Source organism: Blastococcus sp. SYSU DS0753 (assembly GCF_054051175.1).
This window is the reverse complement of record NZ_JBJHAT010000040.1, coordinates 1-23,522: the sequence shown is the minus strand read 5'-3', so window position 1 is coordinate 23,522 and position 23,522 is coordinate 1. Positions and strand designations below refer to the sequence as shown.

Sequence of the window (23,522 nt, the reverse complement as noted above, 5' to 3'; positions counted from 1 at the left end):
GGCCCGGAGGTGCCGGCCGGGGTCAACGATCCCCCTCCCAGCCCCACAGCGTGATCGTGTCCGTCGATCGGTCGTACTGGTCCCGGCCCAGAGGGTAGTCAAGCCGGTACACGTGTCCCCACTCCTCGTGAGGGGCTCCGTCCAGGCGGCTGGGCACCTCCCGGCGGTCGGCCTGCGACACACCGGCGAAGCTCCCGCCCTCGCGGGGGATGTAGGCGATCTGAGCACCGCCGTGCCAGTTCGGGGCGCCGACGATGACCGTCGGCGTCTGCGCCAGGCCGTCGGACACCACCGGGAAGTCCGAGACGCAGGGCAGGTGCCAGGCCAGCGGCCAGTCCGGCAGCACCGGCCCCGTGCCGGCGAGGTAGTCGTGCAGGCTCTGGGCCGTGCGGATCCGGGGGCCGGTCACCGCGAGCCAGCCGCCGACGTCGGTCGTCGCGTCGCCGGCGACCACGCGCACCCGGTCGGCGGTCGCCGGCACGTCGTCCGTCCCGACTGCCAGCGGGCGCCAGGACGGCCGGTCGAACGCTCCGTCGTCGACAGCCCGGAGGCCGAGCGTCGTGACGTCCTCCGTGCCGTCCCCGGACCGGCCGAATTCCAGCTGCAGGGAGTTGGCGCCCCCGACGCGACCGGCCGCCGCGACCGCGACCTCCTGGTCCTCGGAGAGCTCCGGCAGCTCGAACCAGGGCGTCACCAGGCGCCCGATCGTCCGCTCGCCGTCCACCAGGCTGCCCCAGACGTGGGTCGCCGCACCCGAACCAGCTCCGTCCGGTGGCTGCTGCGCCTCCAGGAAGCCACCTCCGCTGACGAAGCCGTCGGCGACCGGGGCCTCCGCGTCGGCGACCGGAGCGAGCGGGCCGCCGGGCTCGTCGATCAGCAGGTCGACCGACTCCGGGATCCCGCAGCTCGTCCCGGTCAGGGTCTGGACGTTCTCCAGGGCGAGTGCATAGCCCCCGGCGTCGGCCTGCCGCAGCGGAGCGACGCTGAACCCGACCAGCAGGACGCCCACGGAGACGGCGGTGGCCGCAGCGGTGACCACGACCGGGGCCGCGACCAGCGGGGCCAGGTCCCGCCCCCGACCCCGCCGGGAGCGCACCCACCAGGACGCGCCCACCGCGAGGGCCGCGACCAGCAACCACACCGCCGGGTTGCCGAGCGGGACGCCCAGCGGGGTGATCGGAGCATCCCGGTACGGCAGGCCGTAGACCGAGTACATGAACCAGGCGTTCGGCCCGGAGTAGGCGAGCCCGGCCGCCAGGGCGACGACGCCCGTACCGGCCAGCGCGATCACCATCGTGGCCCGGTCCCGCGAGCGCGCCCGTGCCGCCTCGAGGAGGAGGACGCAGGCCAGGACGAGGAACGGTGCGCCCAGCCCCGCCACCGACCCGAAGTGGTGCGACCACTTGGACGGCGTCGCGAACAGGAGCGCGAACGCCAGCGCCACGGAGGCCGTGAGGATGTGCGCATCGGGGAAGCGGCGCAGCTCGGTGAGCCGCCGGGACAGCAGGAGGGCGACGACGAGCAGCAGTCCGAGGGTGAGCAGCACGGCCAGGCGCTTGGTGGCCGTGCCCTGGGGCCCCGCGCCGAGCAGGAATGCGTAGCGCGTGGCCTCCTCGTACCACCCCAGGCTCGGGCCGATCTCCGTGTGCAGCTCGGTGGCCTTGGCCACCCCGTGCAGGGACTGGTCGGCGAACATCAGCACCAGCCCGCTGCCGGCGAGCGCCGCCAGCAGCGCCGCGATACCCGCCGTCGTCCACCAGGACGAGCCGGCCGCACGCACGGTCCGCCAGATGCGCGGCAGCAGCACCAGCACCGGCGCGAGGGCGACGACGCAGGACGGCGTGACCGACAGGCAGATGCCGGCGACCAGCGCCGCGGCACCGATGGACAGCAGCGGGCGGCGGGCCGTCGGCGCGGTGCCGCGCAGCAGCAGCGCCAGCACGGCTGCCGCGCCCAGCGCCACGAACGGCTCGGGCCGGACGCCCGTGTTGAACGGCAACCACCAGGCCAGGAAGCAGAGCGCCGACAGGACGGCGACCAGCGGGCCCCGCGACGACCGAGGCAGCACGGCCCCGAGCACACCGCGGCTCACGACGAACCACGTGGCGAGCCCCACCAGGTAGCTGGGGACGCGCAGCCACAGGGGCGCGGCGGAGACGGCGGCGAACGGCTGCACGATGTGCTGCACCAGCGTGAACGGCGCCTCGGAGGCGTTGAACCAGTGGTAGTAGTTGCCGATGTCGCCGCTGGCCAGGCCGTTGCGGATCGTCATCGTGGCGTAGCCGTCGTCGTCGGTCTGCGGCGCGATGAACATCCACAGCGAGAGCGCCCCGACCACGGCGGCGTCCACCGCCAGCCGGACGCGGCCGTCGGGGGCCCGCTCGGATCGCAGCTCCTCCGCACCGCGGGAGCGCGCGGCGGCCGACCGGGCGAGCATCGCGAGAGCGGCCAGGACCACGAGGGTGTAGACGGCCATCATCGCGATCTTCAGCCCGCTGGGCGAGCTCTCGAACCAGGTGCGGGTCCGGGCGGTCACCGCCGTCCCGTCCGCGTCGTCCGGCTCGAGGTCGGTGGTGAAGGCGAACACCTCGGGCACCGGCTCCGCGCTCAGCACGGTAGGGGCATCGGCGCCGACGACGACGCTGGTGGCCGTGTCGTCGGAGTCCACCCGGACGTCGCAGCCGGTCTCCGGCGGTGCCGCGGCGTGCACGACCCGGCCGTTGACCGCGACCCGCAGCTGGCCGTTCTCGGTGTCGACCACCAGACCCGACGCCGGCCCCTGGTCCCGGACCAGCGACGTGGCCAGCAGGGTCGTCCGCTCCCCGGTGCCCAGCCCCTCCTGCACGGCGGCGCAGGGGACCGTCGCGTGGATCTCGGCCGGGCGGTAGGGCACGAAGAACGCCGTGGTCGACGTCGGCTGCTCCCCCTGCGCCGGCCAGGTCACCTCGGTGCGGTCGGCCACGACCGGGGCCAGCGGCAGCGCCACGGCGAGGCCCACGCCCAGCAGCCCGACGAGCAGGGCCACGACGGCGCGCGTCCGCCCGGGGAATCGGGCCGGGTCGGGCGCGGCAGGGGCCGGCGCAGCCGGCAAGAGCGTCGTCGACACGTGGCGCCTCTCGATTGCCCGGGGCCTCTGCGCCGCAGCGAGCTTGATGGTGCGTCTGAGCAGCGGGAGGGCGGCCGGGCGAGCGCGGGCTCGGTGGCGACCTGCCGGAACAGGCCCGGGAGACTCCCTGGACACCGAGCGTAGCCCACCTCGGCGCCCCTTCCGGGGCGCCAGGGACGGCCGAGTGCTGGTGAGCGACACGTCTCGGAAGTGACTGGTGGGACGGACCGGTCCGGGTACGCGGCGGCTATTCTCGGCGCCGGGACGGAGCGCGCCGGGACCCGTGGCGCAGCACCCGGCGGCCCCTCCGGTCGCCGTCGGGCGGGAGGACGGAGCGCCTGGTCACGTGCTCAGCGAGGAGGCGGCGACGCCGCGCCGCCGTGTCTCTCACCCGGCAGGGCCCCGGTGACCTTCTCCGTCCTCGCCCGCGACCCGGGCTCCGGGGACCTCGGCGTCGCTGTCTCCTCCTGCATCCTCGCGGTGGGCCGGGCGGTGCCCAGCGCGCATCCGGGGCTGGGCGTGGTCGCCGCGCAGGCACGCAGCCGCCGCGGCCTGGGGCGGTCGCTGCTGAGCGGGCTGGCCGACGGCGGTGCGCCGGCCGCGCTCGTGCGCCGGGCGGCGCACAGCGCCGAGGACGCCGACCGGCAGATCGCCGTCCTCGATGCCACCGGCCGGGTGGCCGCCGACACCGGCCGGGGGTGCTTCCCCGTCAGCGGCCACCTGCTGGGCGACGGGTTCAGCGTGCAGGGCAACATGCTCGCCTCGGACGCCGTGCTCCCCGCGATGGCCGAGGCGTTCACGGCCGGCGGCGGGGACCTCGCCGACCGGCTCCTGGCCGCGCTCACCGCCGGGCAGGAGGCGGGGGGCGACCTGCGCGGCCGTCAGTCGGCCGCGCTGCTGGTGGTCAGCGGCGAGCACCCGTCCGACGACGACGACGGCGTGCGCATCGACCTGCGGGTCGACGACTCCGGCCACCCGGTGCGCCAGCTGCGCATGCTGCGCAACCTGCAGCGGGCCTACGACGAGCGGGACTACGAGTACCTCGCCCTGTTTGCACCGGAGGGCGCGCGCGACCTGTACGCCGCGCTCGCCGCCTCCGGGCGGGGCGACCGCGAGGCGGCCCGTCAGGCGCTGGAGGCGATGCGGGCCCGCCCCGGCTGGTCGGCGTGGCTGAGCGCCATGGCCGGTGACGCGCGCCTGTCGGCGGTGTCGCAGCTGCTCGGCTGAGCCGGGACCGGCCGGCTCAGAGGGTGTCCGGCCGCAGCCGCGCCAGCACGGCGGGGTCGATCTCCCGGTCGTGCAGGGGCAGCACGAGCTCCGTGACGAGGTCGGTCAGCTCGGCGACCCGCAGGTTGAGCCGGCGGGATTCGTGCAGGCCGTCGCGCAGCTCGGCCACCTGCCGCTCGAACTCGGCCAGGCGCTCCTCCGCCGCGTCCAGCCGGCTCCGGAGATCGTCGGCCTGCTCGCGCAGCCGTGCGTTGTCGTCGGTCAGGCGGGCGAGCTGCTCCGGCAGCTCCAGCGCCGCGGGGGCGAGGGCGCGGCGGACGGCCCACACCGCCCCACCGCGGGTGGGACGCGACTGGGACTGCGGGCTCATCGGGGCCTCCGTCGGAAGGTCAGGCGGTGCACGGGGACGATCTGCTCCTCGGCCGCGCCGAACCACCGCAGCGGCTCCAGCCGGGGCTCGGCCTCCTCGAGGACGAGCCGGTGCCGGTCGGCCTCGGCCACGACCTGGTCGACCGTGAGGTGGCGGTAGGGCGGGATGCCGGCGTAGCCGTGGTCGGCGACGAGGTCGAAGAACGCGCGGCCGGCGGGGCGCAGCACCATCCCGCAGAGCCGGAAGGCGTTCTCCCGCCCCCGGTCCTCCAGCGCGTTGAGCAGGCGCCGGCCGAAGACCGTCCAGGTCTGTGGCGCCGCCGCGAGCTCGGCGCCGAGCCGGAGGACGGTGCGCACGTCGAGCAGGTTCTGCACCTCGAAGGCGACCGGGAGGTCGGTGCCGGCGAGGCGCGACCGCGCCGTGGAGACGGCGTAGCGCGAGTAGTCGATCGCGCGCACGGTGCGGCCGCGCGCCGCCAGCGCGAGCGCGTCGGTGCCCACCCCGGTGCCGAGCTCGAGCAGGGCGCTCCCGTCGGGCGTGCGCTCGTCCACCCAGCGGGCGAAGCCGCTCATCGCCGGGTCGTGGGTCAGCGCGCCCGGCGGCGCGAGGAGGACCAGGTCGTCCCACGCCTCGCGCTCGACGTTGTAGTCGGCGAACCACCCGTAGAAGCGGGCCCCCGTGCTCTCCGGGACCTCGAAGGTGAAGGAGGGGTCCGGCGTCCGCCAGCCCTCCCCGTACACCGCCCGCAGGGCCAGCTCCTGGTCCCGGGGGGCCGGCTCCTCGCGACCGGACACCTGCACCCTGCTGGGTGGCAGCAGGTCCTCGCGACTCGCCTCGGCGCGGATCATGAAGTGCTGCATCCAGTGGTCGCCCAGGACGAAGCCCGGGAAGACGTCGACGTAGTGGTCGGGGCGACCCTCGTGGGAAAAGACGACCTGCAGGTGCCCGACCGACAGCCGGACGACCTCGTACCCGGCCGCGCGCAGCAGCCGACCGACGGCGAAGCTCTCCAGCGCCACGTCGGCGGGGTGCTCGTACCGGCTCAGGTAGGCCAGGTCCGCGTCGTCGTCGTGGGGCAGCAGGCGCCCCTCGCGGACCGGACCCAGGAGGGTGCCGCAGGTGACGTAGACGACCGGCCCGAGCTCGGACTCCAGCAGCTCGCGGATGGCGGTCATGTGGTCGAGCATCCGCTCGACCATGCCCGGCGCGGCATCGGCGAAGGCCTGTCCCAGCCGGCCCCACTTGTTGACCACGAGGGGGCGGCCGTAGTGGTCGACGAGCTCCGGCGGCCCCGTCCCGCCGTCCAGGCTGACGGTCGCCTCCGGGCCGGTGTCGGTGCCGCTGACCCGCACCCGCACGCGGAAGGTGCCCCGCAGGCGGGGGCGCAGCGCCGGCGGCCACGGCTCGAACCGCAGCGCGCCGTCCTGGAACGCCGTGTACCGGAGATCGGCGGGCACGTCGTCGGGGGCGACGACGGGCGGCGATGCCCGGAAGGAGAAGACCCGCCGCCCGTCGAGGTCGACGTCGAGGACCTGGTCGTCGTCGGCGGGCCCCGACGTGCGGTAGAAGAGGCCGGACGGGGTGGGCCACACCTGGTCGATCGGTCTCTCCTCGTCGGTTCCGGGAACGCCGCGGACGCACGCAGAGCGGGAGTCTACGGGCATGCCCCGTCAGGCGGCGGGGCCTCCGACGCCCGGCCCGCGGCCGTCAGTCGTCCTCGGGCGCCGCGTCGGCGAGCACGACCAGCCGACGCAGGCAGTGCTCCCGCAGCGGCTCGGGGAACCCGTCGGCCAGCCGGTAGTACACGACGCGCCCCTGCTTCCGGTTCGTGACGAGACCCGCCGTGCGCAGTAGCCGCAGGGCGTAGCCGACGGCGTCCTCGTTGACCTCCAGGGCCAGGGCGAGGTCGCCGACGCAGAGCTCCTCCACCACGTCGAGCGCGAACAGAACCCGGGCCCGGGTGGGGTCGGCCATCAGGCTCAGCACGCTGGTCAGCCGGGCGGCCTCCTCCCGGCCGGGGAGCCGCGCGCGGGCACGGGCCGTCCGCTCGGGGTCGACCGGGTGGGCGTGCAGGGATCCAGGCATCGGCGGGCACCTCCGCGGACGGCCTACCCGTACGGATCCACGGGCACGCCGCCGTCCCGGGCTCGCGCCCCGGGCCCCGTCGGCGTTTGTCCGTACGACCGTACGGGCATGCGGACCGTCGCCTCGATCCCGCGACGCCGTCGACCCGCACGTCGGCCCCGGGGGATCACCGTGGGACGAGAGCGCAGCCGTCGCGGCGGCCGCGGGACGACGCGCGCGGCTGCGCGCACGGACGACGGAGAGACGGAGAGCGGATCCATGGCGACGAAGCGGAACCACGACGGCGACGAGCACGATCAGGGCGGCATGTCCCACGAGGCGAAGATGTACCTGCGCTTCGCGGCCATGATCAGCACGTCCATGGTGGTCATGTACTTCACCATGTTCGCCGGCACGTGGGAGTGGAGCCACGTCCGGTTCAGCGAGAGCCGCGTGTTCATGGCGCTCACCATGGGCGGGACCATGGGGCTGGTCATGCTCGCCTGGATGCTCTCCATGTACAAGAACGTGAAGGGCAACATCGCCATCGTGGCGGCGAGCCTCCTGCTGCTGGGCGGCGGGATCTTCCTCGACCGCAGCCAGGTCACCGTGGACGACGTCAACTGGATGAGCGCGATGATCCCGCACCACTCGCTGGCCATCACCCGCTCCGAGCGCGCGGACATCGACGACGTCCGGGTGTGCCAGCTGGCCGTCGAGATCATCGAGGCCCAGGAGCGGGAGATCGCCGAGATGGAGTGGCTGATCCAGGACATCCGGGAGAACGGTGAGGCCGAGACCCTCGAGGAGGCGCAGGCCCGGCCCGTCCCGGAGTTCACCGGCTCCGCCCTGCGCGACTGCCCGACGGGCTGATCCCGGGGGACGCTCCCCGCGTCGAGGACCGGCCGGTGAGGGCCCGGGCAGCCGGGGCCTCGCGGTGGCTACCTCAGCAGGCTCCGGGCGATCACCATGCGCTGCACCTGGTTGGTGCCCTCGTAGATCTGGGTGATCTTCGCGTCGCGCATCATCCGCTCGACCGGGAAGTCCTGGGTGTAGCCGGCACCGCCGAAGAGCTGGACGGCGTCGGTGGTCACCTGCATGGCGACGTCGGAGGCGAACGCCTTGGCCGAGGCCGAGACGCGGGTGACGTCGGGCCGCCCCTGCTCCCCCGCGGCGGCGGCGACGTAGACCAGGTGCCGGGCCGCCTCGATCTTCATCTCCATGTCGGCGAGCATGAACTGCACGCCCTGGAACTCCCCGATGTTCTTGCCGAACTGCTTGCGCTCCTTGACGTAGGTCACGGAGGCATCGAGCGCGCCTTGGGCGACGCCGACGGCCTGCGCGCCGATGGTCGGCCGGGTGAAGTCCAGCGTCCGCAGCGCGGTCTTGAAGCCGGTACCGGGCGCGCCGATGATCCGGTCGGCCGGGATGGTGCAGTCGGTGAAGTAGAGCTCGCAGGTCGGCGAGCCCTTGATGCCCATCTTCCGTTCCTTCGGGCCGACGGCGAAGCCCGGGTCGTCGCGGTGCACCGCGAAGGCGGAGATGCCGTTGGCACCCTTCTCCGGGTCGGTGACGGCCATGACCGTGTACCACTCGGAGATGCCGGAGTTGGTTATCCACGCCTTGGTGCCGTTGAGCACCCAGGAGTCGCCGTCGAGGCGGGCGCGGGTCTTCATCGCGGCGGCGTCGGAGCCGGCCTCCCGCTCGGAGAGGCCGTAGCTGATCATCGCCTCGCCCGAGGCGATCGAGGGCAGCACCTTCTGCTTCACGTCCTCGGACGCGGACAGGATGATCGGCATCGAGCCGAGCTTGTTGACCGCGGGGATCAGCGAGGCGCTGACGTCGACCCGGGCGACCTCCTCGATCACGATGCAGGTCGCGATCGCGTCCGCACCCTCGCCGCCGTACTCCTCGGGGATGTGGGTGGCGTGGAAGCCGGCGGCCGTCAGGGCCTTCTGCGCCTCGATGGGGTACCGGGAGTCGGCGTCCACCTCGGCCGCGTACGGCGCGATCTCCCGCTCGGCGATGTCACGCACCGCCTCGCGGATCGCCTCGTGCTCCTCGGTCAACGCGTACAGCCCGCTGTCGGTACCCACGACCCGATCGTAGGACGTCCGACTACCCGCCGGTAGCGAGGCGCTCCTGGAGGGTGAGGTCCCGCGCGACAACGCGCTCGACGAGATCGGCCTGGAACCGCTCGACCCGGCCGCGCAGCTCCGCGTCGCTCGCGGCCAGGATGCGCACCGCCAGCAGCCCGGCGTTGCGGCCTCCCCCGATGCCGACGGTCGCCACCGGCACGCCCGCCGGCATCTGCACGATCGACAGGAGGCTGTCCAGTCCGTCGAGCCGGTCGAGCGGGCGGGGCACGCCGATGACCGGCAGCGGCGTGGCCGCGGCGACCATCCCCGGCAGGTGCGCCGCACCGCCGGCGCCGGCGACGATCACCCGTAGCCCACGCCCGGCGGCCTGCTCGGCGTAGTCGAGCATCCGCCGGGGCGTGCGGTGCGCGGAGAGCACGTGGGCCTCCCACGGAACGTCGAACTCCGCGAGCGCCTCGGCGGCCGGCTGCATCATCGGCCAGTCCGAGTCGCTGCCCATCACGATGCCGACGACGGGGTCGCTCATGCCCTGCTCCTCAGTGCTCGTGGTCGTGCGCGAAGGCGAAGGCCGGGTCGACCACGCCGTCGGCGAGGTAGCGGGCGGCAGCCACCGCCCGCGCCCGCACCTCCTCGAGGTCGGCCCCGAGCGCGGTCACGTGGCCGAGCTTGCGGCCCGGTCGCTGCGTCTTGCCGTACCAGTGCAGCTTCACGTCGGGCCAGTGCGCCATGAGGTGGTGGATCCGCTCGTCCAGCGCCGGCCCCGACCAGCCCTCCGCCGCGGCGGCACCGCCGAGCACGTTGGCCATCACCGCGACCGGGGCGACCATCTCCGTCGAGCCCAGCGGGTAGTCCAGGACGGCGCGCAGGTGCTGCTCGAACTGGCTGGTGCGGGCGCCCTCGATGGTCCAGTGCCCCGAGTTGTGCGGGCGCATGGCCAGCTCGTTGACCAGGACCCCCTCGGCGGTCTCGAACAGCTCGACCGCGAGCATGCCGACGACGCCGAGCCGGTCGGCGATGCGCACCGCGAGTTCTTGGGCCGCGGTGGCCAACTCGTCGGAGAGCCCGGGGGCGGGGGCGTACACCTCGGCGCAGACGCCGTCGCGCTGGACGGTCTGCACCACCGGCCACACCGCCACCTGCCCGAACGGCGAGCGGGCCACCTGTGCCGACAGTTCCCGCACCATGGCCACCCGCTGCTCGGCGAGCAGGGTGCCGTGCCGGTCCAGCAGCTCGTCGGCGGCTCCGGCGTCCCCGACGACGAAGACGCCCTTGCCGTCGTACCCGCCGCGGGGGGTCTTGAGCACGACCGGCCAGCCGTGCGCCGCGGCGAAGGCGGCGACGTCAGCGGCGGAGCGGACCTCGGCCCAGGCCGGCTGCGGCTCCCCCGCCTCCGCGAGCGCGCGGCGCAGCACCAGCTTGTCCTGCGCGTGCACCAGCGCCTCCGGGCCGGGAGCGACGCGGGTGCCCTCCTCGACCAGCGTGCGCAGGTGCTCGGTGGGCACGTGCTCGTGGTCGAAGGTGACCACCGTGGCGCCGTCGGCGAGCGCCCGCAGGTCACCCAGGTCACGGTGGTCACCGATCCGGACGTCCGCGGCCACCAGCGCCGCGGACTCGGCCGGGCCGGCGGACAGCACCCGCAGCGACTGGCCGAGCGCGATCGCCGCCTGCTGGGTCATCCTGGCCAGCTGCCCTCCGCCGACGACGGCGACCACGGGCAGACCGGTACGCGGGTCCAAGGCGGCAGGCACGGTTCCGAAGGCTATCCGGAGAGCCCCGGCGGGCTACCGGGCGTGGCCCGCCGGGACCGGGCGGCGATCGGGCGGCGATCGGTCAGGCGGCGGAGCCGACCCGCAGGCGAGCGACCCACGGGTCCTCGCCCTTGTGCGGGGCCAGTCCCTGACTCTCGACCTGCTCGAGCACCCGCAGGCCGCGGTCGGCCAGCTCATCGGCCACCTGGGCCACCGGGAGGTACTGCCGGTAGTGCTCCCCGAAGACCTTCTCGGCGGCCGCATCCTTGTCGGTGCGGAACTCCAGCCACCCCTGTCCGCCGGCCGAGACGACCTGGACCAGGAGCGTCCAGAGGTTGGCGCGGGCGTCGTCGGTGATGGCGTGCACCAGGAAGCGTGCGTAGAGGTTCCACCCGCGGCTCCAGTCGAGGCCGTCGGCGAAACCGGCGATCGACCGCTCGTCGGACAGGTCAACGACCTGGAATCGCGCGCCCCAGCCTTCCTCCTCGGACCGCCGGGTGGCGGTCTCCACGGCGGCGGCGGAGTAGTCGACCCCGACGACCTCGTGGTCCTTCATGCCGAAGAAGCGGGCATCCCGGGCGGTACCGGTGCCGACGTCCACGATCGGCGGCTGACCGTTCATGCGCTCGGTGACCCAGCGGGCGAAGGTCGACTCCTCCAGGGGGACCCGCTCCGACGCCGGGCCGCTGTAGAAGGACTGCCAGTGGTCGTTGCGCATCGGTGCACTCTCCGCATCAGCTCTGGAGCCGCCACCCGCGAGATCGGGTACGGCGGGCGAGAGGCGTGGCACTCCCTGGCCTCACCCTCCGGACACCGGGTGGAAGGTCTTCGTCACCGCGGATACCCCGAACGTTACGTCACCGGACACCCGTTGGTCATCATTTCGACCGTCTGCGTGTCGACTTGTCTACTCTGCGTGATCGCACCGGTCAGCCGGCCAGGCGGGAACCGTTCCGGCCGGCGATCACCTCGAGCCTGGTCGGGATGCGGGTGCGCAGCTCCTCCAGGTGGCTGATGACGCCCACCGTGCGTCCGCCCCGGCGGAGTTCGTCGAGCACCGTCATCACCGCGTCCAGGGCCTGCGCGTCGAGGGTGCCGAACCCCTCGTCCACGAACAGGGTGTCGATCCGGACGCCGCCGGTCTCCGCGGTGACGACGTCGGCGAGCCCCAGCGCCAGCGCCAGCGAGGCCATGAAGCTCTCCCCGCCCGAGAGCGTCTTGGTGGGACGGCGGGCGCCGGTGTACTCGTCGAACACGTCCAGCCCCAGCCCACCGCGAGCGCCGTGCCGCCCCTGCGCGTCGCTGTGCAGGAACGTGTACCGGCCCCCCGACATGTCCAGCAGCCGCCGGCTGGCCACCTCGGCCACCTGCTCGAGGCGCGCGGCGAGCACGAACGACTGCAGCCGCATCTTCCGGGTGTTCGCCCCGCGGCCGTGGGTCAGGTCGGCCAGCCCGGTGACCTGGTCGGCCCAGGCGCGCAGCTCGGCCAGCGTCAGCTCCGCCGCGCTCACCTTCCCGACCAGGTCGTCGAGCGCACTGCTGCAGCGGCGCGCCTGCTCGAGCGCGGCCACGGCCTCCTCCCGCCGGCGGGTGCCTCCCGCGCAGCGGTCCTCGAGGGCGGCGAGATCGGGCCGGTCGGGGAGGTCTGCGAGCTCCGGGGCGGCCAGCTGGGCGCGCAGCACGGCGACGCGCTGGTCGTGCTCGTCGAGCTGCCGATCCAGCTGCGCCAGACGGCCCGCGCCGGCGAGGGCGGCCGCCGCGGCCTGGACGTCGCGGAAACCTGCGGCCCCGGCGCGCTCCTCCGCCGTCCGGCGGGCCGACTCGGCCTCGGCGCGGGCACGCAGCTCCTCGACCTCGGCGGCCACCACCGCCTCGCACGCCTCCGCGGCGGCCGACAGCCGGGCGACCCGGGCGGCCAGGTCTGCGTCGCCGCCGCGGGCTGCGTCCAGCCGGCTGCCGAGCTCGGCGAGGCCGGTCGTCAGCGCGTCGCGCTCGGCGGTGCGGGCCCGGAGCTCCTCGCGGTCGACGGCGAGCCGCCCGGCCGCCTCCTCGCGCTGATCGAGGAGCCGCTGGAGGCGCGCCTCGGCCGGCGGTAGCCCGGCGGCCAGCCCGGCCGCGACGCGCTCGGCCGCCGCCAGTTCCGCGACGCGCGCGGCCTGCTCGTCCACCGGCAGTTCCCCGGCCCGCGCCCGCAGGCCGGCGAGCTCGCGCTCGACGGCCTCCAGCCGGCCGGCGGCCCCGGTGAACGCGGCCTCGGCTGCATCCGCGAGCGCCCGCGCGGCGTCCTCGTCGGCCGCGGTGACCCGTTCGCCGCCCGGCTCCGCCGGCCGAGGGTGCTCGGTGGAGCCGCAGACCGGGCAGTCGGCGCCGTCGATGAGCCCGGCGGCGAGCTCGGCGGCCATCCCGTCCAGTCGCCGGGCGCGCAGGTCCAGCCACCGTTCCCGGGCGTCGGCGCGGGCGTCCCGCGCCCGGGCGACGTCCTCGCGCAGCGACCGCAGCGTGCGGTCCAGCTCCCCGGCCGCTCGTCCCGCGGCGAGAGCCGCCTCCGCGGACTCCAGGGCGGCGCGCAGGCCCGGCAGCTCCGCGGCGGCCGACCGCGCCGCCACCACCTCCTGCTCCTGCTCGGCCAGCAGCCCCGGCAGCGCGGCGACGGCCTCCTCCCCCGCGCGGCACCGGTCGGCCAGCTCGCGGGCCTGCCGGTCGAGCGCGGCGATCGACCGCTCCAGGGCGCGGGCGCGCTCCACCTCGGGCAGCAGTGAGCGCGCCTCGGCGGCCTGGTCGCGCAGCTCGCGCGCGACCACACCGTCGGCGGGGCGGCCCCCGGCGACCGGCTGCCAGGCCGCCACGGCGCCGGCCAGGTCGTCCGCGGCCCGCTCTGCCGCCCGCCCGGCCGAACGGGCCGCGGCGAGCACGTCGCGCAACGGCTCGGCCCGGCGGGCGGCGTCGCGCTCGGCCCGCAGCGGCGCGAGCTCCGGCTCCCGCCGCTCCAGTGCCGCGAGCTCCGCGGTGGCCTGGTCGCGCCGGTCGTGCCGTCCCGCCAGCGCGCGGGCGGCCGTCAGCTCGGCGTCCGCGGTGGCCGTCTCGGCGGCGGCCGCATCGGCCCGCGCGGTGGCCGTCGCCAGGCGCCCGGCCGCGGTGGCCCGCACCTCCGCCACCCAGCGCAGCACTCCCCCGCCTGCCCCCGCGCCCACCAGCTCCGGGGCTAGCTCCTCGGGCACCTCGACGTCGGCTATCTGGGCGACCCGGTCGAGCAGCGTGCCCAGCTGGTAGCGCGCGTCCTCGGTGCGTGCGCGGGCCACCGCGCGCTCCTCTGCCAGCCACTCCTCGGCCCGGGCGAAGCGGTCGACGTCGAACAGCGTGCGCAGCAGCTCGGTGCGGTGCTCCGGCTCGGCGCGCAGGAACCGCGCGAAGTCGCCCTGCGGGAGCAGCACCACCTGGCAGAACTGGTGCACGTCGAGCCCGAGCCGCGTGCGCAGGTGCTCGGACCCCTCGTCGATGCGCGTGCTGACCGGCTCCCACCCGCCGTCGGTGAGCCGGGAGACCACCAGCTTGGCCTGCTCGGTCGCCCAGCCCTCGCCGCGCTTCTTGGGCCGTTGCTGCTCCGGCCGCCGGACGACGCGCAACCGCTCGTCGCCGAGGGTCAGCTCGCAGCTGACCTCGGTCCGCGTGGCGGCGTCCGCGTGGTCGCTGCGCAGCCGCTTCTCCTCGCCGCGCGCGCCCGGGACGCGGCCGTAGAGGGCGAACACGACGGCGTCCAGCAGCGTGGTCTTGCCCGCCCCGGTCGGGCCCCACAGCAGGAACAGCCCGTCGCGCCCCACCTCGTCGAGGTCGACCTCGACGGTGCCGGCGAAGGGCCCGAAGGCGGTCAGCGACAGCCGGTGCAGCCTCATCGGGCGGCGTCCTCGCGGTCGGCGGCCCCGAGCGCCCGCGCCAGCAGCTCCCGCTCGGCGGCCCCGGCGGGTACGCCCCGCACCGCGCTGACGAATTCGTCGGCGATCTCCAGCGCGCTGCGCCCGCGCATCCGCTCCTGGTAGCTGCCGCGCTCGATCACCGCGCCCGCACCGGTCCAGTCCAGGTGCACGCAGTGCGGGAACCGGGTCTGCAGGCGGCGCATGGGGTCCGCGGGTCGCGTCGGGTCGGTCAGCCGAGCGGAGACGAAGTGCTGCTCGGCCGCCTCGTGCGCCGGCTCGGCGAGCAGCTCCTCGAGCGTGCCGGTGAGCACGCTGAGCGGCCGCGGGATGGGCAGCGGGACCGCCCGGACTCCGGCCAGCCCGCCGGCGTCGAGCTCGACCAGCCAGGCCTGCTTCTGCTGCCCGGCCTCGCCGAAGGAGTAGGCCAGGGGCGAGCCGCTGTAACGCACCCGCGGGCTGAGCGTCTGCGGACGGTGCAGGTGGCCGAGCGCGACGTAGTCGACGCCGTCGAAGACCGACACCGGCACCAGGTCGACGCCGCCGACGCAGATGTCCCGCTCGCTGTCGCTCGCCACGCCGCCACCGACGAAGGCGTGCGCGAGCACCACCGAGCGCACCCCCGGCCGGAGGAAGAGATCGGCGCGCACGCGGTCCATCGCCTCCTGCAGCACCGCCTCGTGCCCACGGGCGCCGGGGACGCCGAGCTCGTGCCGGGCCACCTCGGGCTCCAGGTAGGGGATGCCGTAGACCGCGACCTCGCCGTGCTCGTCGGCCAGCAGCACCGGTTCGTCCAGCCGCGGGGTCGCCGCTCGCACGTGCAGGCCCGCGGCGCTGAGCAGACCGGAGAAGGTGCCCAACCGGCGAGCGGAGTCGTGGTTGCCGGGGGTGAGCACCACGCGGGCCCCGGTGGCCAGCAGCCGGCCGACGACCCGGTCGAGCACGGCGGTGGCGTCGGCCGAGGGCGCCGCCCGGTCGTAGACGTCACCGGCGACGACGACGACGTCGACGCCTTCCTGCGCGACCACCGCGGCCAGCCCGCTCAGCACCTCCTCCTGCTCGGCGAGCAGATCGGTGCCGTGCAGGGTGCGGCCGATGTGCCAGTCGGAGGTGTGCAGCAGCCGCATAGCCGCAGAAGGTAGGGAGGGGGTACGACAGAACCGCCGAGGCGCGCCGTGACGGACCCGTCACATCCGGTGGACGTCAGAGGATCTCGGTGGAGCGCCACCCCTCCGGCGGCGGCCACCCCTCCTCGCCGCGGACGTACCCGGCGTTCTCCCGGGCCCGGCGCTCCGCGTCCTCCTCGATCATGACGTTGAGCAGCTGCTGCACCCCGTCGCTGTCGGGGATCTGCCGCAGTACGGTGGGGCCGCTGTCGCCGGCGGTCTCGATGGTGAGCGTGCCGGATCGGACGATCCGCTCCCAGAGCGTCTGCCGGTAGGAGACGTCGGTGATCCGGGAGAGCCCGAGATCGCGGCCGCGGCGGGCGAGGATCCCCTCGCGGAAGAGCAGCCGGTGGGTGGTGACCACGTAGTGCGTCGTCCGCCAGCGCAGCAGGGGCACGAGCACGAGGAACACCAGCAGGAGGAGCGCCACCACCACGATCGCCAGCCGGATCATCCCCTGCTGCCGGCCGGGCGGGACCAGCGCGGCACCGAACGACGCACCCCCGACGACGAGCAGGAAGAGCACGACCGGCCAGAAGACCGTCAGCCAGTGCGGGTGCAGGTGCCGCACGACCTCTTCGTCGTCGGCGAGGAGCTTGTCGGGGTACGGCACCCCACCAGGATGCCGCCGATCCGCCCCGGGTCCGGCGATCGACGCCCTCGGCGCGTCCGCACGGACGGCGCTCGACGCCGAAGCCGGGCCGGGGGCGGCGATGCCGTACCGGGTCAGGCCCGCCGCACGTGCCGGACGTCGCCGCTGGCGAGCTCCACCTGTCCCTCGGGGGTGTCCACGACCAGCCGGCCGTCCCAGTCGATCGCACGGGCGGTGCCGACCATCGCGGACCCATCCGGCATCGTCACCTCGACCGTGCTGCCCACCGTCGAGGACCACGACAGGTAGTCGCGGGCGAGACCCGAGACGACCGGGTCACCCAGCGCCTCGCGCCAGCCCAGGTAGCGCCGCTCGACGGCCCGCAGGAAGCCCAGCAGCACCGAGCCGCGGTCCACGGTCGCGCCGGTGACGACCGACAGCGACGTACCCGTTCCGGGGAGCTCGGCCTCCGACGTCGACACGTTCAGCCCCACGCCGACGACGACCCCGGACGGCTGCCCTGCTCCACCGACCGACTCGGCCAGGATGCCCGCCAGCTTGCGCCCGTCCCGGGCGAGCAGGTCGTTGGGCCACTTCACGGTCGAGAGCACGCCGGCCACCTCCCGCACCGACTCCGCCAGCGCCACCCCGGTCAGCAGCGGCAGCCAGCCACGGCGGGCGGCGGGCACGTCCGGGCGGAGGAGGAAGGAGACGGTCAGGCCGGCGCGCGGCGGCGACATCCACACCCGGTCGAGCCGCCCGCGGCCGGTGACCTGGTGCTCGGCCACGAGCACGGTGCCCTCGGGGGCGCCGTCCGCGGCCGCGGCGGCCAGCGCGGCATTGGTCGAACCGATCTCGTCGACCACCTCGACCGAGCGCCACAGGGCGGTGTCGCGGGTCAGGGCGGCCTGCAGCGCGGAGGCGTCGAGCGCGGGACGCTCGAGGTCCGACCAGCGCGAGGAAGGTGTGTCGGGCACGGAGGAGACGGTAGCCACGCGCCGCCGCGGGGTGCGCGCTCGCACCGTGGGCGGGACTCCGGAAGGAAGGGGGCGAGCGGCTCCCCTACGCTACGGATCCCGTGGCCCCGCATGCGCGGCCACGCCCCGTGCACAGCAGCGCCGCCACGGCGGCCGACGAGCGCCAGCGAGGAGAACGAGGACGCGTGAGTGCCGCCGAACTGGAGAGCGCCGGGGAGCAGGTCCCCGACGACGTCGACATCCACACGACCGCCGGGAAGCTCGCCGACTTCGAGCGCCGGGTGCAGGAGGCCGTCCACGCGGGCTCCGAGCGCGCGGTCGAGAAGCAGCACGCGGCCGGCAAGATGACCGCCCGCGAGCGGATCGAGGCGCTGCTGGACCCGGGCTCGTTCACCGAGTTCGACGAGTTCGCCCGGCACCGGTCGACGAACTTCGGGATGGCCGACAAGCGCCCGTTCGGCGACGGCGTCGTCACCGGGTACGGCACCGTCGACGGCCGCCCGGTGGCGATCTTCTCCCAGGACGTCACGGTCTTCGGCGGCAGCCTCGGCGAGGTCTACGGCGAGAAGATCGTCAAGGTGCAGGACTTCGCCATCAAGAACGGCTGCCCGGTCATCGGCATCAACGAGGGCGGGGGCGCCCGCATCCAGGAGGGCGTGGTCTCCCTCGGCCTCTACGGCGAGATCTTCCAGCGGAACGTGCACGCCTCCGGCGTGATCCCGCAGATCTCGCTGGTCATGGGCCCGGCCGCGGGCGGGCACGTCTACTCCCCCGCGCTCACCGACTTCGTCGTCATGGTCGACAAGACCAGCCAGATGTTCATCACCGGCCCCGACGTGGTGAAGACGGTCACCGGTGAGGACGTCACGCTCGAGGAGCTCGGCGGCGCCCGCACGCACAACACGAAGTCCGGCGTCGCGCACTACCTGGCCGAGGACGAGAACGATGCGCTCGACTACGTCAAGGCGCTGCTGTCCTACCTGCCGAGCAACAACCTCGACCCGCTGCCGGCCGTCGAGATGGCGCCGGTCGAGACCGTCCTCCCGGACGCGCTGACCGACGAGGACCGGGAGCTCGACACCTTCATCCCCGACTCGGCGAACACCCCCTACGACATGCACGCGGTCATCGAGCACGTGCTCGACGACGGCGAGTTCCTCGAGGTGCAGCCGCTGTTCGCGCCGAACATCCTCATCGGCTTCGGCCGGGTCGAGGGCCGACCGGTCGGCGTCGTGGCCAACCAGCCCACCCAGTTCGCCGGCACGCTGGACATCGACGCCAGCGAGAAGGCCGCGCGGTTCGTGCGCACCTGCGACGCCTTCAACATCCCGGTGCTCACCTTCGTCGACGTGCCGGGCTTCCTCCCGGGCACGTCGCAGGAGTGGGAGGGCATCATCCGTCGCGGCGCCAAGCTGATCTATGCGTACGCGGAGGCCACCGTCCCGAAGGTCACGGTCATCACCCGCAAGGCCTACGGCGGCGCCTACGACGTCATGGGCTCCAAGCACCTGGGCGCCGACGTGAACCTGGCGTGGCCCACCGCGCAGATCGCCGTGGTCGGGGCGCAGGGCGCGGTCGGGATCCTCTACCGCAAGGAGCTCGCGGCCGCCGAGGACCCCGACGCCCGCCGCGCCGAGCTCATCGCGGAGTACGAGGACACGCTCGCCAACCCCTACATCGCCGCCGACCGCGGGTACGTGGACGCCGTGATCCCGCCGTCGCACACCCGCGTCCAGGTGACGAAGGCGCTGCGGGTGCTGGCCAACAAGCGCCAGACGCTGCCGCCCAAGAAGCACGGGAACATCCCGCTGTGAAGGCGACCGATGAGGGCGGCCCCCTGCAGGGTGCCCGCCGCGAGCCTGCGAGTGGTGGGGAGCAGGGGGTCCTTCCTCCGTTGCTGCGCGTCGTCAAGGGTGAGCCGACGCCCGCGGAACTCGCCGCCCTCACCGTTGTGGTGGCCGCCCTCTCACAGCGCCGCACCCGCCGCCGGCCTCCCGCGCCGGTCGGCGCGTGGGCGTCCTACGGGCGCACCCACCGCCGTCCGCTGCAGGCCGGCCCCGGTGGGTGGCGCGCGGCCGGGAGCCCGGCATGAGCGCCGACCGCAGGCTGGTCCTGGGCTCGGCCTCACCGGCCCGGCTGTCGCTGCTGCGCCAGGCCGGCCTCGCCCCCGAGGTCGTCGTCAGCGAGGTGGACGAGTCGGCGCACTCCGCCCCCCGGGTCGCCGAGACCGTCGCCCTGCTGGCCGCGGCCAAGGCGGCCGACGTCGCCAAGCGGGAGACCGACGCACTGGTGATCGGCGCGGACTCGCTGCTGGAGTTCGCCGGGAGGCCGCAGGGCAAGCCGGCCGACGCCGCCGAGGCCCGCGACCGCTGGCGGCGGATGGCCGGGCGTTCCGGCGTCCTGCACACCGGTCAGGCCCTGTTCGACGTCCGGGACGGGTCCGTGGTGAGCCGGGACATCGCGGTGGCCTCCACCGTCGTCTACTTCGCCGACCCGACCCCGCCGGAGGTGGAGGCCTACCTGGCCACCGGTGAGCCGCTCGCGGTGGCCGGCGCGTTCACCCTCGACGGGCTCGGCGCGCCGTTCGTCCGTCGGGTGGAGGGCGACCCGGCGGCCGTCGTGGGGCTGTCGCTGACGGTGCTGCGCACCCAGCTGGGAAAGCGGGGGCTGACCATCACCGACCTCTGGCGACGTTGACCGCCGGGCCGCGTGTGACAGGTGTGAAGGGATGGCACTCCGGGATGGCGATCACCGACGGCGACAGGTACCCATGGTGACCATGAGTGCGCACCGGGTGATCGTTCATGTCGGTACACCGAAGTCCGGCACGACCTACCTGCAGGACCTGCTCTGGAACTCCCGGGCGGCCCTGGCCGACGCCGGGGTCCTCTACCCGGGCGACGTGCCCGAGGCGCACTTCCACGCCACGCTGGACCTGAAGCAGGAGGGCTTCAACGGCTGGGTCGACCCCGCGCTGGACGGGGCCTGGAACCGGCTGGTCGAGGCCGCGCGGGCGCACGAGGGCACCACGGTCATCTCCCACGAGCTCTTCGGCGACCTGCCCCCGGAGGCGATCGCGCGGGTCCACGCCGACCTCTCCTTCGCCGAGGTGCACGTGGTCGTCACCGCTCGCGACCTGGCCCGGCAGCTGCCCGCCGTCTGGCAGGAGGACGTCAAGAACCGGCACTACCTGCCCTTCGGCGAGTGGCTCGCCACCGTGGGGTCCGAGGCCTGGAGCGACACCTGGTACGGCCGGGCGCTGTGGCTCCGCCAGGACCTCCCGGCGCTCGTGGAGCGGTGGGGGGCGGAGCTCCCGGCCACCCAGGTGCACCTGGTCACCGTCCCGCCGCGGGGGGCCGACCCCGCCGCCCTGTGGCAGCGCTTCGCCCAGGTGGTCGGCGTCGACCCTGCCCTCGCCACCCCGCCGGACGGACGGCGCAACAAGTCGCTGGGCCGGGCGGAGGCCGAGCTCCTCCGCCGGCTCAACGAGCGGCTGGACTACGGCATCGACTGGCCGATCTACGCCGCCCGCATCACCCACCACGTGGCCGTCGACGTCCTGGCCGAGCGCCCGTCGTCCGGCTCGCTGACCGTGCCCGCGAGCGCCCGGCCATGGGTGGTCGCCCGCGCCGCCGCGATGGTGGACGAGCTGCTCGCAGCCGGCTGCCAGGTGGTCGGGGAGCTCGACGAGCTCCGGGTGCCGCCGGCGGGGCCCGCCGAGGCGCCGGCACCTACGGCCGAGGAGATCCTCGATGCCGCCCTGGACGCGATCGTCGCGCTCATCCCCACGCACTCGGCGCCCGAGCCGGAGACCACCGGCGCCGCGCCGGACCCGGGCGAGGAGGACGCCGCGGCGCTCCCGGAGACGGCCCCGGCCGCGGGCTCGGAGTCCGCCGAGCCGGTGGACACCCCGGTGGCCGCGGCCGTCGCCCCCGACGCGGACGACGCACAGCAGGACCCGGTCCGACGGCGGGTACGGCAGCGAACGCAGCGGATGGCGCGCTTGACGCGCCGCCTCGCCGGATCGCTCACCGCGCGCTGACCGGTACCGGTACCGGACGTCTGCAGCCCTGCCGCGGAGGCGACGCGGCCTGCTGGCTACAGTCCGAGCCGTCCGAACGAGAGGGAGAACACCGGTGCAGAAGGTTCTCATCGCCAACCGTGGCGAGATCGCGGTCCGCGTAGCCCGCGCCTGCAAGGACGCGGGTCTCACCAGCGTCGCGGTCTACGCCGAGCCCGACCGCGACGCGCTGCACGTACGCGTCGCTGACGAGGCCTTCGCGCTCGGCGGCACCACCCCGGGCGACTCCTACCTGGTGATCGAGAAGATCCTCGACGCGGCCCGGCAGTCCGGGGCCGACGCGATCCACCCCGGCTACGGCTTCCTCTCCGAGAACGCCGACTTCGCCCAGGCCGTCCTCGACGCGGGGCTGACCTGGATCGGCCCGTCGCCGCAGGCGATCGTCGACCTCGGCGACAAGGTCGCCGCCCGGCACATCGCCACCAAGGCCGGCGCCCCGCTGGTGCCCGGGACCAAGGACCCGGTCGGGGGCGCCGACGAGGTCGTGGCCTTCGCGCAAGCGCACGGTCTCCCGGTCGCCATCAAGGCGGCCTTCGGTGGCGGTGGCCGCGGGCTGAAGGTCGCCCGCACGATGGAGGAGATCCCGGAGCTGTTCGACTCGGCGGTTCGCGAGGCGGTCGCCGCCTTCGGCCGCGGCGAGTGCTTCGTCGAGCGATTCCTGGACAAGCCGCGGCACGTCGAGGCGCAGGTGCTCGCCGACACCCACGGCAACGTGATCGTCGTCGGCACCCGCGACTGCTCGCTGCAGCGGCGCAACCAGAAGCTGGTCGAGGAGGCGCCCGCGCCGTTCCTCACCGACGACCAGCGCGCCCGGATCCACGAGTCGGCCAAGGCCATCTGCAAGGAGGCCGGCTACCACGGTGCCGGCACCGTGGAGTACCTGGTCGGCGCCGACGGCTCGATCTCCTTCCTCGAGGTGAACACCCGGCTGCAGGTGGAGCACCCGGTCTCCGAGGAGACCAGCGGCATCGACCTGGTGCGCCAGCAGTTCCGCATCGCCGAGGGCCTGCCGCTGGAGATCACCGAGGACCCCGAGCCGCGGGGTCACAGCATCGAGTTCCGGATCAACGCCGAGGACGCCGGCCGCAACTTCATGCCGGCCCCGGGCCCGGTGGACCGGCTGGAGATCCCGCAGGGCCCCGGTGTGCGCTGGGACTCCGGCGTCGAGACCGGCGGCGAGGTCGCCGGCGCGTTCGACTCGATGCTGGCGAAGCTGATCGTCACCGGCGCCACCCGCGAGGAGGCCCTGCAGCGGGCCCGCCGCGCGCTGGACGAGCTGGTGGTCGAGGGCATGCCCACGGTCATCCCGTTCCACCGGGCCGTGGTGCGCGACAAGGCGTTCACCAGCGAGCCGTTCACGGTGCACACCCGCTGGATCGAGACCGAGTGGGACAACCAGGTCCCGCCCTACGACGCCGTCCCGGCCGAGCAGGACGAGGAGGCGCCGCGGCAGACCGTCGTCGTGGAGGTCGGCGGCCGGCGGCTCGAGGTGTCCCTGCCCGCCGGGCTCGCCGCCGGCGGTGGCGGCGCGGCGCCCGGCGCGGCGGCCAAGCCCCGCAAGCGCGGCGGCGGGGGTGGCGGTGCCGCTGCCTCCGGTGACTCCCTCACCTCGCCGATGCAGGGCACCATCGTCAAGGTCGCCGTCGAGGACGGCGCCACCGTCGAGGCCGGTGACCTGGTCGTCGTCCTCGAGGCGATGAAGATGGAGCAGCCGATCACGGCGCACAAGGCCGGCACGATCTCCGGCCTGGCGGCCGAGGTCGGCGCCTCGGTCACGAGCGGCGCGGTCATCTGCACCATCGCCGACGCCGAGTAGGGCCGCGCGTCGATCGGGGCCCGTTACCAGCTGGTGACGGGCCCCGATCACGTCCGGCTCAGGAGGCCCGCACCTGCCCGGTCCGCATCGACCAGTGCAGGGTCCCGCCCTGGAACCGCTGCCATGCGTCGCCGTCGGGCGCGCGGACCGCCGGGGCGACCGGGTAGCCGAGGTACCCGTTCTCCCAGCCCAGCTGCCCCCACCGGGCGCGGATGGCTCCGTCGATCGCCTGGGCACCGGTGAACGGCGTCCAGTAGATCGACCCACCCTGGAAGTGCTGCAGACACCCACCGTTGCGCAGCCCGCAGCGGGCATCGGTCACCGGATAGCCGTAGTACCCCAGCTCCCAGCCCAGCTGCCCCCACCGG

The 23,522-nt window shown here is 74.6% G+C and carries 20 protein-coding genes; 7 read left to right on the top strand and 13 right to left on the bottom strand.

Annotated features, from left to right (window positions below):
* Nucleotides 1–22: 22 nt before the first annotated feature.
* Nucleotides 23–3,025 carry an arabinosyltransferase domain-containing protein gene (locus ACI799_RS20460; protein WP_456613809.1) on the bottom strand — a complete coding sequence of 1,001 codons (3,003 nt, stop codon included), beginning with the start codon at nucleotides 3,023–3,025 and terminating at the stop codon, nucleotides 23–25.
* Nucleotides 3,026–3,511: 486 nt separating this feature from the next.
* Between ACI799_RS20460 and ACI799_RS20455 the strand changes: the two genes are divergently transcribed.
* On the top strand, nucleotides 3,512–4,333 hold the full coding sequence (locus tag ACI799_RS20455) for a DUF1028 domain-containing protein (protein WP_456591131.1): 822 nt from the start codon (nucleotides 3,512–3,514) through the stop codon (nucleotides 4,331–4,333).
* A gap of 16 nt (nucleotides 4,334–4,349) precedes the next feature.
* On the opposite strand, the gene ACI799_RS20450 is transcribed toward ACI799_RS20455, so the two are convergent.
* From ACI799_RS20450 to ACI799_RS20440, 3 genes are all read right to left on the bottom strand, one after another.
* Nucleotides 4,350–4,703 carry a DUF6752 domain-containing protein gene (locus ACI799_RS20450; RefSeq protein WP_456591132.1) on the bottom strand — a complete coding sequence of 118 codons (354 nt, stop codon included), beginning with the start codon at nucleotides 4,701–4,703 and terminating at the stop codon, nucleotides 4,350–4,352.
* Nucleotides 4,700–6,295: a class I SAM-dependent methyltransferase gene (locus ACI799_RS20445; protein WP_456613808.1), complete on the bottom strand. Its 1,596-nt coding sequence runs from the start codon at nucleotides 6,293–6,295 to the stop codon at nucleotides 4,700–4,702. The genes ACI799_RS20450 and ACI799_RS20445 overlap by 4 nt, the downstream gene beginning before the upstream one ends.
* A 115-nt stretch (nucleotides 6,296–6,410) precedes the next feature.
* Nucleotides 6,411–6,788: an ArsR/SmtB family transcription factor gene (locus tag ACI799_RS20440; protein WP_456591134.1), complete on the bottom strand. Its 378-nt coding sequence runs from the start codon at nucleotides 6,786–6,788 to the stop codon at nucleotides 6,411–6,413.
* Nucleotides 6,789–7,046: 258 nt separating this feature from the next.
* On the opposite strand from ACI799_RS20440, the gene ACI799_RS20435 reads away from it, so the two are divergent.
* Nucleotides 7,047–7,640: a DUF305 domain-containing protein gene (locus tag ACI799_RS20435; protein ID WP_456591135.1), complete on the top strand. Its 594-nt coding sequence runs from the start codon at nucleotides 7,047–7,049 to the stop codon at nucleotides 7,638–7,640.
* Between the two features lie 68 nt (nucleotides 7,641–7,708).
* On the opposite strand, the gene ACI799_RS20430 is transcribed toward ACI799_RS20435, so the two are convergent.
* From ACI799_RS20430 to ACI799_RS20395, 8 genes are all read right to left on the bottom strand, one after another.
* On the bottom strand, nucleotides 7,709–8,863 hold the full coding sequence (locus ACI799_RS20430) for an acyl-CoA dehydrogenase family protein (protein ID WP_456600588.1): 1,155 nt from the start codon (nucleotides 8,861–8,863) through the stop codon (nucleotides 7,709–7,711).
* A 22-nt stretch (nucleotides 8,864–8,885) separates the two neighbouring features.
* A complete protein-coding gene (gene purE / locus ACI799_RS20425) occupies nucleotides 8,886–9,392 on the bottom strand; it encodes a 5-(carboxyamino)imidazole ribonucleotide mutase (RefSeq protein ID WP_456613807.1) in 507 nt (168 codons plus the stop codon).
* Between the two features lie 10 nt (nucleotides 9,393–9,402).
* On the bottom strand, nucleotides 9,403–10,614 hold the full coding sequence (locus ACI799_RS20420) for a 5-(carboxyamino)imidazole ribonucleotide synthase (RefSeq protein ID WP_456591138.1): 1,212 nt from the start codon (nucleotides 10,612–10,614) through the stop codon (nucleotides 9,403–9,405).
* An 82-nt stretch (nucleotides 10,615–10,696) separates the two neighbouring features.
* Complete coding sequence (locus ACI799_RS20415) at nucleotides 10,697–11,332, bottom strand: class I SAM-dependent methyltransferase (protein ID WP_456591139.1); 636 nt, start codon at nucleotides 11,330–11,332, stop codon at nucleotides 10,697–10,699.
* Nucleotides 11,333–11,543: 211 nt separating this feature from the next.
* A complete protein-coding gene (locus ACI799_RS20410) occupies nucleotides 11,544–14,504 on the bottom strand; it encodes an AAA family ATPase (RefSeq protein WP_456613806.1) in 2,961 nt (986 codons plus the stop codon).
* A complete protein-coding gene (locus tag ACI799_RS20405; protein ID WP_456613805.1) occupies nucleotides 14,501–15,649 on the bottom strand; it encodes an exonuclease SbcCD subunit D in 1,149 nt (382 codons plus the stop codon). The genes ACI799_RS20410 and ACI799_RS20405 overlap by 4 nt, the downstream gene beginning before the upstream one ends.
* 76 nt (nucleotides 15,650–15,725) lie before the next feature.
* A complete protein-coding gene (locus ACI799_RS20400) occupies nucleotides 15,726–16,301 on the bottom strand; it encodes a PH domain-containing protein (RefSeq protein WP_456591142.1) in 576 nt (191 codons plus the stop codon).
* A gap of 113 nt (nucleotides 16,302–16,414) precedes the next feature.
* Nucleotides 16,415–17,257 carry a biotin--[acetyl-CoA-carboxylase] ligase gene (locus ACI799_RS20395; protein ID WP_456613804.1) on the bottom strand — a complete coding sequence of 281 codons (843 nt, stop codon included), beginning with the start codon at nucleotides 17,255–17,257 and terminating at the stop codon, nucleotides 16,415–16,417.
* A gap of 185 nt (nucleotides 17,258–17,442) precedes the next feature.
* Here ACI799_RS20395 and ACI799_RS20390 point away from each other — a divergent pair, with 185 nt between their 5' ends.
* The 5 genes from ACI799_RS20390 (at nucleotide 17,443) to ACI799_RS20370 (ending at nucleotide 23,154) form a co-directional block, all read left to right on the top strand.
* Nucleotides 17,443–19,071, top strand: a complete 1,629-nt coding sequence (locus ACI799_RS20390; protein WP_456591144.1) for an acyl-CoA carboxylase subunit beta — start codon at nucleotides 17,443–17,445, stop codon at nucleotides 19,069–19,071.
* On the top strand, nucleotides 19,068–19,349 hold the full coding sequence (locus ACI799_RS20385) for an acyl-CoA carboxylase subunit epsilon (RefSeq protein WP_456591145.1): 282 nt from the start codon (nucleotides 19,068–19,070) through the stop codon (nucleotides 19,347–19,349). The genes ACI799_RS20390 and ACI799_RS20385 overlap by 4 nt, the downstream gene beginning before the upstream one ends.
* Nucleotides 19,346–19,954: a Maf family protein gene (locus ACI799_RS20380; RefSeq protein ID WP_456591146.1), complete on the top strand. Its 609-nt coding sequence runs from the start codon at nucleotides 19,346–19,348 to the stop codon at nucleotides 19,952–19,954. The genes ACI799_RS20385 and ACI799_RS20380 overlap by 4 nt, the downstream gene beginning before the upstream one ends.
* A gap of 82 nt (nucleotides 19,955–20,036) precedes the next feature.
* Entirely contained in the window at nucleotides 20,037–21,299 is a 1,263-nt protein-coding gene (locus tag ACI799_RS20375; RefSeq protein WP_456613803.1) for a hypothetical protein, read from the top strand.
* A gap of 94 nt (nucleotides 21,300–21,393) precedes the next feature.
* Nucleotides 21,394–23,154 (top strand): acetyl/propionyl/methylcrotonyl-CoA carboxylase subunit alpha, encoded by a 1,761-nt coding sequence (locus ACI799_RS20370; protein WP_456613802.1) that lies wholly within the window; start codon nucleotides 21,394–21,396, stop codon nucleotides 23,152–23,154.
* A gap of 58 nt (nucleotides 23,155–23,212) precedes the next feature.
* On the opposite strand, the gene ACI799_RS20365 is transcribed toward ACI799_RS20370, so the two are convergent.
* A partial coding sequence (locus ACI799_RS20365) for an LGFP repeat-containing protein (protein WP_456613801.1) occupies nucleotides 23,213–23,522 on the bottom strand: 310 nt, incomplete at its 5' end.

Coding starts and splice junctions, on each gene's coding strand:
- ACI799_RS20450 (WP_456591132.1), bottom strand. CDS start 4,703: ATGAGCCCGCAGTCCCAGTCGCGTCCCACCCGCGGTGGGGCGGTGTGG.
- ACI799_RS20410 (WP_456613806.1), bottom strand. CDS start 14,504: ATGAGGCTGCACCGGCTGTCGCTGACCGCCTTCGGGCCCTTCGCCGGC.
- ACI799_RS20415 (WP_456591139.1), bottom strand. CDS start 11,332: ATGCGCAACGACCACTGGCAGTCCTTCTACAGCGGCCCGGCGTCGGAG.
- ACI799_RS20405 (WP_456613805.1), bottom strand. CDS start 15,649: ATGCGGCTGCTGCACACCTCCGACTGGCACATCGGCCGCACCCTGCAC.
- ACI799_RS20380 (WP_456591146.1), top strand. CDS start 19,346: ATGAGCGCCGACCGCAGGCTGGTCCTGGGCTCGGCCTCACCGGCCCGG.
- purE (WP_456613807.1), bottom strand. CDS start 9,392: ATGAGCGACCCCGTCGTCGGCATCGTGATGGGCAGCGACTCGGACTGG.
- ACI799_RS20440 (WP_456591134.1), bottom strand. CDS start 6,788: ATGCCTGGATCCCTGCACGCCCACCCGGTCGACCCCGAGCGGACGGCC.
- ACI799_RS20435 (WP_456591135.1), top strand. CDS start 7,047: ATGGCGACGAAGCGGAACCACGACGGCGACGAGCACGATCAGGGCGGC.
- ACI799_RS20375 (WP_456613803.1), top strand. CDS start 20,037: ATGAGTGCGCACCGGGTGATCGTTCATGTCGGTACACCGAAGTCCGGC.